Source organism: Candidatus Syntrophosphaera sp., assembly GCA_019429425.1.
In the GTDB taxonomy this organism is placed as follows: Bacteria; Cloacimonadota; Cloacimonadia; order Cloacimonadales; family Cloacimonadaceae; genus Syntrophosphaera.
This window is the reverse complement of the sequence record JAHYIU010000024.1, coordinates 18,190-28,210: the sequence shown is the minus strand read 5'-3', so window position 1 is coordinate 28,210 and position 10,021 is coordinate 18,190. Positions and strand designations below refer to the sequence as shown.

The 10,021-nt window shown below is 54.6% G+C and carries 7 protein-coding genes; 3 read left to right on the top strand and 4 right to left on the bottom strand.

Annotated features, from left to right (window positions below; all coding sequences use genetic code 11):
* Positions 1-206: 206 nt before the first annotated feature.
* The 4 genes from K0B87_04030 to K0B87_04015 all read right to left on the bottom strand — a co-directional run bounded on the left by K0B87_04030 (position 207) and on the right by K0B87_04015 (position 7,627).
* On the bottom strand, positions 207-2,171 hold the full coding sequence (locus K0B87_04030; protein MBW6513909.1) for a T9SS type A sorting domain-containing protein: 1,965 nt from the start codon (positions 2,169-2,171) through the stop codon (positions 207-209).
* A 129-nt stretch (positions 2,172-2,300) separates the two neighbouring features.
* Entirely contained in the window at positions 2,301-4,742 is a 2,442-nt protein-coding gene (locus K0B87_04025; protein ID MBW6513908.1) for a TIGR03960 family B12-binding radical SAM protein, read from the bottom strand.
* A 4-nt stretch (positions 4,743-4,746) separates the two neighbouring features.
* Positions 4,747-5,478, bottom strand: a complete 732-nt coding sequence (locus K0B87_04020; protein MBW6513907.1) for an anaerobic ribonucleoside-triphosphate reductase activating protein — start codon at positions 5,476-5,478, stop codon at positions 4,747-4,749.
* 13 nt (positions 5,479-5,491) lie between these two features.
* Complete coding sequence (locus K0B87_04015; GenBank protein ID MBW6513906.1) at positions 5,492-7,627, bottom strand: ribonucleoside triphosphate reductase; 2,136 nt, start codon at positions 7,625-7,627, stop codon at positions 5,492-5,494.
* Between the two features lie 652 nt (positions 7,628-8,279).
* On the opposite strand from K0B87_04015, the gene K0B87_04010 reads away from it, so the two are divergent.
* From K0B87_04010 to K0B87_04000, 3 genes are read left to right on the top strand one after another with little or no spacing between them, the layout of a single operon-like run.
* Positions 8,280-8,729: a protein MraZ gene (locus K0B87_04010; protein MBW6513905.1), complete on the top strand. Its 450-nt coding sequence runs from the start codon at positions 8,280-8,282 to the stop codon at positions 8,727-8,729.
* A complete protein-coding gene (rsmH, locus tag K0B87_04005) occupies positions 8,726-9,664 on the top strand; it encodes a 16S rRNA (cytosine(1402)-N(4))-methyltransferase RsmH (protein MBW6513904.1) in 939 nt (312 codons plus the stop codon). The genes K0B87_04010 and rsmH overlap by 4 nt, the downstream gene beginning before the upstream one ends.
* The gene (locus K0B87_04000; GenBank protein ID MBW6513903.1) at positions 9,664-10,020 is read left to right on the top strand and encodes a hypothetical protein; all 357 of its coding nucleotides are present in this window, start codon (positions 9,664-9,666) and stop codon (positions 10,018-10,020) included. The genes rsmH and K0B87_04000 overlap by 1 nt, the downstream gene beginning before the upstream one ends.
* Position 10,021: the final 1 nt, after the last annotated feature.

The following is a 10,021-nucleotide window of genomic DNA, read 5'->3' as shown; positions in this document are numbered from 1 at the left end:
CAAACCCGTGGCACGGCCTTCAACTAAACTCGAAGATTTGACTTGACTAAATTGGCTGATTCTGGGATAAATCACTTTTGAACCTCGTTTGTATTTGGCTTGTATAATATTGTGCCACAATATAATATGAGGTTCTTTTGTCAAGAACTATTTTTAGCTATCTTCCTGTGTCCCAGAAGATTAGACATGTGGGAAAGATCAGTTGCTTACTTGATCAACACCATCCTGATGGCGCCTGTCTCATTGCCCAGTTGCAGTTGGAAGAAATAGATCCCGCTTTCCTTTAGGTTGAAGGCTTCGGGGGTGACAGGCAGTTCATGGTCCCCGCTTCCGAGGGAAAAGTTGTGTTCGGCAAGCTTGCGCCCCCTTAGGTCGTAAACGCTGATCCGGCAATTCTCTTCCGCTTTGGTTGTGGCGATCTCGAGAATGGCGGAACCCCGGAAGGGATTGGGATAAAATCTCAACCCAAGGGAGGGAACGGGCACTGCATCCTCATCAATTGAAACAATTATCACCGTCACGGTCTCGGTGGGTTCTGAATAATTGTCACCATAGCGGGCTTTGAGGTAGAATTCATAGTTACCGCCCGTCAGGTTGGTGATATCGTGGGTGAGGACATCTCCGGCCACAACCTGGGCCAGTTCCCCGTTCATATAGATGTAGTAACCATCGGGATCCATATACAGGGAGGGCGGCAGCCAATCCAACCGGACTCCGTCGGGAGGCAGCAAAGTGGCCGTCAGTCCGCGCGGAGCGGGATATTCCATTCCCAGGCTGCCATTGGCGTTGATCCGCATGGCGTAGATGTCCATGTTGTTGAATCCCTGTTCCCAAGCCAGCACGGCCCAGCCTTCCGGGTGGACGGCATGATCGAAGTGGTACTTGGTATCGCCGGTACTGGCTATGACAGTCGGCCCTTCCGGCCAACCTGAGTTTCCGGAAGAATCCCAGCAGGCCGCACCAAGGTTGTCGCCGCCAAATTCATAGAGGCAGACAGCTCCCTGGGCCGTGTAATAAGCGCCGACCGTGCTGGCCTCTGCCACACCAAGATCCATGAAAACAAATCCGGTGTCGCCCCAGAGCCTGTTTCCTGAAAAATCAAGCATTTGCCTGGCCAATCCGGCTTGATTCTGGTTGGCGTCGGTGATCCTGTAAAAAGCATAAACGCGCTCATTAACGGTATCCACAGCCAGTTTGGGGTAATACTGCTGGTTGACGGGGTCAACGGATATCAGTGCACCGTTGGCCGGCATGGTCACGCTGCCAGCCACAGTCACCCTTTGAGCGTAAACATCCTGGTCCATGTCCACCTCCCTGTCCTCATACCAAGCCAGGATCGCGCCTCCGGCTCCGTCTGATTCAAAGGGTATGAGCTGATGCCAGGCAGGAAGTCCTCCGGCATTGGTGATCACCGTGTTCCAGAGCTGTTGTCCGTCCGGAGTGTATTTGGCAACGTAAACATGGCGGTTTGGAGACCAGAAAGGACCAGTATCATGGAAATATTTGAGGAGGATGTTGTCACCATCCGCCTGAGTGATCTGCGGCCAAGTGTAGCTTCCTTCGGTAGGCACGAGCGTGATCCCGTTATCCCCCCAAAGTTTCTGGCCAGCGGCACTCAAACGGTTGAAGGCGATCGTTGTATTCGCAGGCCCCAACCTCTGCCAGGCCGCGTAGCTGCTGTTGTCGGAGGAATTGAACAGCACTGGTGACATGTTTCCATAATCGGTGCTGGTGTCCAGGGACAAGGCGACCCCGTCCGCGCCCCAAGCAAAGGTGCCCGCGGAACTGATCTTGTAGGCCACCACGTTGTTGGTTCCGGCACTGCGGATATCTTGGAAAACGATCACGGCGTTGCCGTCGTTATCTACGTCCAGATCATATTCGGTGAGCCAGCTCATCTGCGAGTGATCGCTCACCATGAGTCCCTCGGGGGCGGTCCAGAGCGCTTCTCCGGCCGGGGATAAAAGCTGCAGCCAGACTTTGTAGCTGCCGCTACTGTTGTCGAAACGGCAGAGGTAGGTATTCCCATTGGGAGCGATCGCCACCTTGGGCATCACTTGTTCACCGGTGAAACCGGCGATGAGGTTGGGTGACTGGGGATCGGAGCTCCACTGAGCCAGGAGGCTTGTAAGTAACACACTGGCAAGTATGACGATAATTGTTCTTTTCATAACACACCTCGGGATGGTCTTTTGGGTAATTTTGCCCAGGGGTTAGATCGAGTCAAGGATTATTTTTAGTTTTAGTATTAGAAATCGTGTGGCAAAAATGCCACCAACGGCCAAAGCCGTGTCATTGGGTCAAAAAACCCAGTCCCGGCGGATCACTTTGAAAGTGTAAAGGATGGTTTTATCCAGCTTGAAGAGTTCGGCCAGGACATCGTAAAGCGCTGGACTGGCGAGGCTTTTTTGTAGCCAAAGCGAGTTGCTGCGCCACTCCCACGCCACCACGATCGATCTCAGATCATAGCTCTTGGAACGGGTAGCCGTGCTTTTGGTGAATATCCTTTCTGTTTCCGCGGCAAAGGCGTCCAGCTCTTTTTTAGCCTGGCCGAGATGCTGGTACAGGAATTCCACTTCGATCCATTCTCCAATTGGCAGTGCGGCCTTGCCCGCCAGCTCCTCACTTTTGAGGATCCTGAAATCAGGGATCTTTGCCTGGCTTAGCCCTGCGATGATCTCGTCCCCAGGATGCTTGCCATGAAAGGAAATGTCGAAGAATTCGCACTGGCTTTCCACACCCAGGGGCAGCGGCGGAGACAAACTCACCTTGGGATGGGGGGAGAAACCCTGGGTGAAAACCGTGTCCAGCGGGGCTTTGGAAATGAGGCGGAAAAGCATGCGCATCCAGTCCAGATGCGAGATGAAGCGCAGGATGCCAGTCCTTGAGTACCAGATCCGGTGGCGGTACTGGATCTTGCCGGAACTGGGTTTAAAGCTCAATTTGGTTTTGGCTGGGATAGACTCGACATTGGATACTGTGGGCGCATAAACAGTTTGCAGATCCTCCCCGCAAACTCCGCATTGGCCGCATACTTCGCGGCAGTCGGGAGTGGGTTCCGCTCTCTGGGCTTTTTTCCATTCACCAAGCAGAAATTCCCGCGCTACCCCAGTGTCGACGAAATCCCAGGGCATTGGCGCGGACGGGTCGCGCTCCCGCAGATACTGATGCAAATCAATCCCACGCTCGGCCAGGGCTTGTGACCACTTTTGCCAATCGAAGCATTCGTGCCAACCGTCAAAACGCGCTCCCAGCCGCCAGGCTTGGAGCAGTACTTCCCCGCACAGTTCGTCGCCGCGGGAGAAAAAAGCTTCCAACACGGACGCTTCGATGGTGTGATACTTGATCTTGACCCGGCGCTGACGGGAAAGGCTTTGCTTGATGAACAGGCAGCGGCGTAGTAGTTCGGCTGCCGGTAGCATGGCTGCCCATTGAAAGGGAGTGAAGGGTTTGGGCACAAAAGGTGAAAGCGTTACATTAACTTGCATTCGCTTACCTCCTGCCGCAGAGATCTTTTCAATCAGGTCTACAATACCCTGGACATCCTCATCCGTCTCACTGGGAAGGCCCAGCATGAAATAGAGCTTGACCTTTTGCCAGCCGAGCTCGAGGGCTGTTCCCACCCCGGCCAGGATCTGCTCTTCCGAAAGGTTCTTGTTGATGACGTCGCGCAGTCTGGTTGTACCTGCCTCCGGCGCGATGGTCAGACCTTCCCTCCCCAGTTCGCGCATTAGGTCGATGGTTTTTGCGTCCAGGCTGTCCACACGCAGGGAAGGCAGCGAAATGTGCGTTTTATCCGTATCTAAAGAGACCAGCAAGCCGTCCAGCAATTCGCGGAGACGGCTGTAATCGCTGCTGGAAAGGGAAAGCAGGCCCGCTTCGTCCCAACCGCTTTCCCGGATCTCGGCAACAAGTTTGTTGTTGATCTCTGTGGAAGCCCGTTCCCGCACCGGACGGTAGAAATAGCCGGCATGGCAGAACCGGCAGCCGCGGGAGCAGCCGCGCATGATCTCGGCCACGCATCTGTTGTGCGTAGATAACTGCCAGGGAAGCAGTTGAGGCTCGTGAGTTAAAGTAAAATCTCCAAACTTGGCAAACTTGCGGGACCTGAGTTTCCAACCCTGTTGTATCTGGCTCAGATGCAGAACAGGAACAAAACAGCTGTCCAGGTTGGCGAGTACTTCCAGGCGAATTCTTCTCTCGGGATGTGCACTGAAGATCTCCGCGATCTCCTGGATCCCTTCCTCCGCCTCGCCAATGAAGAAGACATCGATGAAATCCGCCAGGGGAAGCGGGTTGGTGGCACAAGGCCCGCCTGCCATGACGATCGGGTGCTGTTCTTCCCTGTCTTTGGCCAGCAGGGGAATTCCCGCCAGATCGAGCGTTTCCAGTACATTGGAAAAAGTCAGTTCACTTTGCAGGGTGATGCCCAGCAGGTCGAAATCCAGGATGGGCCGACGGCTTTCGATCCCAAACAGGGGAATTCCCTCTCGCCGCATGATCTGGATCATGTCCAGCCAGGGAAGGTAGCAGCGATCGGCCATGAGGCCAGGGAGCCGGTTGATGATGGAATAGAGTATCTTCAGCCCCAGATGCGAGATCCCGACCTCATAAACGTCGGGATAGGCGAAGCAGAAATTGACCGGCTGGAAAGGCTTGCGGACGGCGTTGATCTCGTGGTCGAGATAGCGGGAAGGTTTGGCCACCAGAGGCAGCCAGGGTTCAATGACGATGGGATCCATGGCGTTACAGCGAGCGGATGAGGATGTTCACCTTATGCCGGTCGCCCCAGCGGATCAAAGATTGACAGGCAGGGTCGTCTTGCAGGTGGGCATAGTTGGGATCATCCAGATCGGGTTTTTTGGCCAGTTTGTCGCTGAAATCTTCCAGGGTGTCCTGATAGCGGCATTCCTGCAGGTAAAACCTGTCTCCGGGCTTCAGCAGGGGCTGGATGCGGGCAATGTCGTCCCAGGTAAAAAGCAGTTCGAAGAAGGTGGTGCGAAACTCGTATTCTATGCCGCTGGCGCGGAGGATGTCCATGCTGCGGAGGATTTCCCGAGACTGGAAATCGCTGCGCGTGATCACTGGATAGAGATCCAGCGGGGCTTTGACGTCCATCGCCCAGTAGTCCACCAACTCCTTGTCCACCAAGGTATTGATCATTTCCGGATTAGAGCCGTTGGTGTCCATCTTGACCAAAAAACCCATGTCTTTGAGTTTCCGGGTAAATCTGACCAAGTCAGGCTGGCAGGTTGGTTCCCCGCCTGTGATAACCACGGCTCCCAGCTTGCCCCGGCGCCGTTTGAGGAAACTGAGCACCCGGTTCGTCTGCCAAGTGATGGAAAAGCGAGCGGGATCGACCAGTTCGGGATTGTGGCAATAGGGGCAGCGGAAATTGCAGCCCTGGGTAAAGACGATCGCCGCCAACTGGCCCGGATAATCAAGCAGAGAAAATTTCTGGAAACCTCCGATCTTCATCTTTTGCAAGCTGTCACAGGACCTGGTGCTGTTTGTCCGGGCCGGGATCGGGGGCCTTGGACTTGCTGCTCTTGATCGGATCGAAAGTGGTGCGCAACTTGAATTCGGCCTTCTTGCCCTCATTCCACTGCGAAACAGGACGGAGGTATCCGACTATGCGGGAAAACACTTCAGTCGTCTTATGGCATTTGGGGCAGACAGGCTGCTCCCCGACCAGATATCCGTGTTGCGGACAGATGCTGAAGGTGGGCGAAAAGGTGAAATAGGGCAGGCGGTAGTTGTTGCAGATCGTGCGCACGAGCTTTTTGATGCTTTCGCCGTGCTCGACCCGTTCTCCGCCGAAGATGTGCAGCACCGTGCCGCCGGTGTATTTGACCTGGAGGTCGTCCTGCATGTCCAGCACTTCGAAGATATCGTCGGAGAAGTTGACCGGCAACTGCGAACTGTTGGTGTAGAAAGGCGTATCGGCCTGGCAGTTGGCGCTGATGATGTCCGGAAAGAGTTTCTTGTCCAGGATCGCCAGCCTGTAGCTAGTCCCCTCGGCCGGTGTGGCTTCCAGGTTATAGTTGCATTCCGCCTCTTCCTGGATCTCGACCAGGCGGGCGCGCAGGTATTCCATGACCTTGAGGGCAAAATTGCGCCCCTCGTCACTGCCCAGGTTTTTGCCCAGGAAATTGAGGCTGGCTTCGTTCATGCCGATGATGCCGATGGTGGAGAAATGGTTTTTCCAATACTGGAGAAAGCGGTCGTAGATCTTGCTCAGATAGAAGCGGGTATAGGGATAGAGGCCGTTCAGGGTGTAGCGCTCGAGGATCTTGCGCTTGATCTCCAGGCTGTTCTTGGCGGTGGTGAGGGCATTTTCAAGCAGGGCGAAGAACTCCTCCTCGCTATGAGCGCGATAGCCAATGCGAGGCAAATTGAGGGTCACCACTCCAATTGAGCCGGTGAGGGGATTGGCGCCAAACAAGCCGCCGCCCCTGGCTTCCAGCTTGCGGGTGTCCAAACGCAGGCGGCAGCACATCGAACGGGCGTCATTGGGATCGAGGTCGGAATTGACAAAATTGGAAAAATAGGGGATGCCGTATTTGGCTGTGGCTTCCCAAAGGTACTTCAGGCCAGGGTTTTCCCAGTCGAAATCCTTGGTGATGTTGTAGGTGGGGATGGGAAATGTGAAGACGCGGCCTTTGGCGTCGCCTTCGATCATCACTTCCAGAAAGGCCTTGTTGATGATGTCCATCTCCGCCTGGAAATCCTGATAGGTGAGCTCCTGGGGCTCGCCGCCGATGATCACGGGCTGGTTCTTGTAGATGTCCGGAGGATTGAGGTCCAGCGTGATGTTAGTGAAGGGAGTCTGGAATCCCACCCGGGTGGGCACGTTGATATTGAAGACAAACTCCTGCAGCGCCTGCTTCACCTCTTCATAGCTGAGCTTGTCATAGCGGATGAAAGGCGCCAGCAGGGTGTCAAAGTTTGAAAAGGCCTGCGCTCCGGCTGCCTCGCCCTGCAGGGTGTAAAAGAAATTGACGATCTGGCCCAGCGCGCTGCGGAAATGCCTGGCGGGGGAGCTTTCCACCTTGCCCTCGGCACCGCAGAATCCCGTCACCAAGAGGTCCATCAGGTCCCAGCCGACGCAATAGACCGAAAGCTGGCCCAGGTCGTGGATGTGGATGTCTCCCTCCACATGGGCCCTGCGGATCTCGGGAGGGTAGATCTTGTTCAACCAGTAGGTCTTGCTGACCTCTGAAGCAATGTAGTTGTTCAAACCCTGGAGGGAGTAGGCCATGTTCGAGTTTTCGTTCACCTGCCAGTCGAGCTTTTCCAGATATTGGTCGATCAGCTGCACGCCGCCGGTGGAAAACATTTCCCGGATGCGGGCATGCTGGTCCCTGTAGATGATATAGGCTTTGGCGGATTTTTTATAAGGAGAGGCCAGCAGCACTTCCTCGACGATGTCCTGGATGCGCTCCACCTCAGGAATGTCCACGTTTATGATCTGCCTGGCCAGGTTCACCACCCTCTGCGTCAGCACCTCGGCGATGTCCCCGTCAAATTCTGAAGTGGCCTCGCCAGCTTTCTGGATGGCGCGGACTATCTTTTGCTTATCGAAATTGACAATGTTCCCGTTTCGTTTTCGAATTTTCGAAAACATCAAAACCTCCCTTGAACCTCATATCCATAAATTTATTAATTTTCAAACAAATACAAATCAGCAGTGGAGATCGGCACTTGCCAATACAACGCTGTGAAGTTCATTAAAATAAGAAGTTATGATTTCTGTCAAGCTAAAGTTTGGATTTTTTTCATCTCGCCTCAACCCCAAGCACTTCGCCCTCAAGATCCATTATGGGAATCCATATCTAAGGTCAACCATTTCCCCTTTTTACTCCATTGTAAGACCAGCGTTTTATCCCCGCCTTTTCCCCCTTAAGCCTGGCTCACCCGCCTCCCGTGCGCCTCCCCCCGAGTAACCGCCAAACGGGCGGGTAGTCGGCGGGCAATATGCGGGCAACGAACCAGTCAGGAAAAAGGGCGTGTTGATCGGGTGATAATGTGCTTTTGCAGGCAAGCTTTGAGGGTCCCTGCGATACGGGGATCGAGGATGGTCTGTGGTGGGAAAATGCAGAAATTTTCAAAAAAGCGCATTTTCTTCTTGACAAGAATCACGCCATGTCATATACGCACCACAGGATGTCAAAAAAAGTCATTAAATGTCAAAAACAACGCAGAACAGCAGTTGCCAGAGCAGTTGGCCCAGCGCTTTGAGCCTGGCCAGCAACAACTTGTAAACAAGGTCGGAAAGAATGTCAGGTCCTTTTATTGGTTTTTCGGAAAACGCGGTGCACAACCAGCGGGTGATCATCCCCGCCGCCTTCAAGCGGAAATTTTCGGAAGAATCCCGCCGTACGGTCGTGATCACCGTGGGACCCTCAAATTCGATCGCCCTCTACCCTCTTGATTCCTGGGTGGCCACCCTGGACAAGCTTGCCAGCGGGGACGAGACCCATCAACGCTTCAGGACCCGCCTGATCGATTGCGCGGTCGTGGAAGCCGAACTGGAAGGCCCCGGTCGGGTGCGCATCCCGGAAAAGCAACTCGCCGAAGCCGGGATCAAAGACAGCGTCATCGTGAAGGGCGAAATGCATTACATCAGCCTCTGGAACCCAGATGAATACTACAAAAAGCGTGCCCAGAACATGGAAGACAACCTCCGGGAATACGACACGAACATCTACCAGGTGACAGGAAAATGAAGAGCTATCACACTCCCGTCCTCTCTGAGCAATGCGTGGGATACCTGAATCCCCATTCGGGCGGGGTGTATGTGGACGCGACTTTGGGAGGCGGAGGCCACAGCCTGGCGATCCTGCAAAAATGCCCCGACATCCATCTCTTCGGATTTGACCAGGACGATGAAGCGATCAAACGTTCCCAGGACATGCTGAAAGATTTTGCGGACCGGCTCGAAGCCATCAAGGCCAATTTCTCGAGGATGCGGACCGAACTGGCCTTGCGCAAGGTGAAGGCGATCGACGGGGTCATCTTCGACCTGGGCGTTTCGTCCCACCAACTGGACACACCGGAACGCGGTTTCAGCTTTGACAATGAAGCCCCTTTGGACATGCGGATGGACCGCTCCCAGGATTACACAGCCGCGGATGCCGTCAACGGGCTTTCCCAGGCTGAATTGACCAGGATCTTCAAAGAATACGGCGAGGACCCCAACGCGACCCGGATCGCCAGAAAGATAGAGGCCAAACGCGCCAGCGATCCGATCAAGACGACCGGAGACCTGGCCAGGATAATCGAGTCCGCCGTGGGTGCAGGCACCAAGGAATCGCTCAAGACCAAGGTGCGGATATTCCAAAGCCTGCGCATTTTCGTGAATTTTGAGCTTGAGGTGCTGGAGCCAGCCCTGACGGACGCGATCAACATCCTCAAACCGGGTGGCCGGATCGTTGTGCTAAGCTACCATTCCCTGGAGGACAGGGTGGTGAAGCACATCTTCCGTTCCGCCGCAACGGGCTGCGACTGCCCGACCCAGGTGCTTGACTGCGTCTGCGGCAAAAAGAAAAAACTGCAACTTCTGAATAGAAAGCCGCTGACCGCCGATCCGGCCGAAGTGGAACAAAACGTTCGTTCTCGCAGCGTGAGATTGCGCGCTGCCGAGAAGATCAAGGGGGAATGATGAGAGGAAAATTTGCCATACTGGCTCTCTTTGCCATCGGAATCGGCTTCCTTAATTTCTGGAACGCCCACAAGATAGTCCACCAGACCCGCGAACTGGCCAAACTGGAAACGGCCCATGCCGCGGAAAAGAACATCAATACCGAACTGAGGGTCGAGCACGACGACCTGCGCAGCGGCAAGCACATCGCCAGCCTGGTGCGGGTCGAGCTCAACAACTCTCTGCCGCGGGAGCAGCAGGGCAAGATAATCTATGTTCACGAACCGGCAGACAGCAAAGACGAGGCAAACTATTGCATAATCGACCTGTTCGCGTCCAAGGCCCAGGCGAAGGAAGTTCAAATCCTGTTGGACTGAT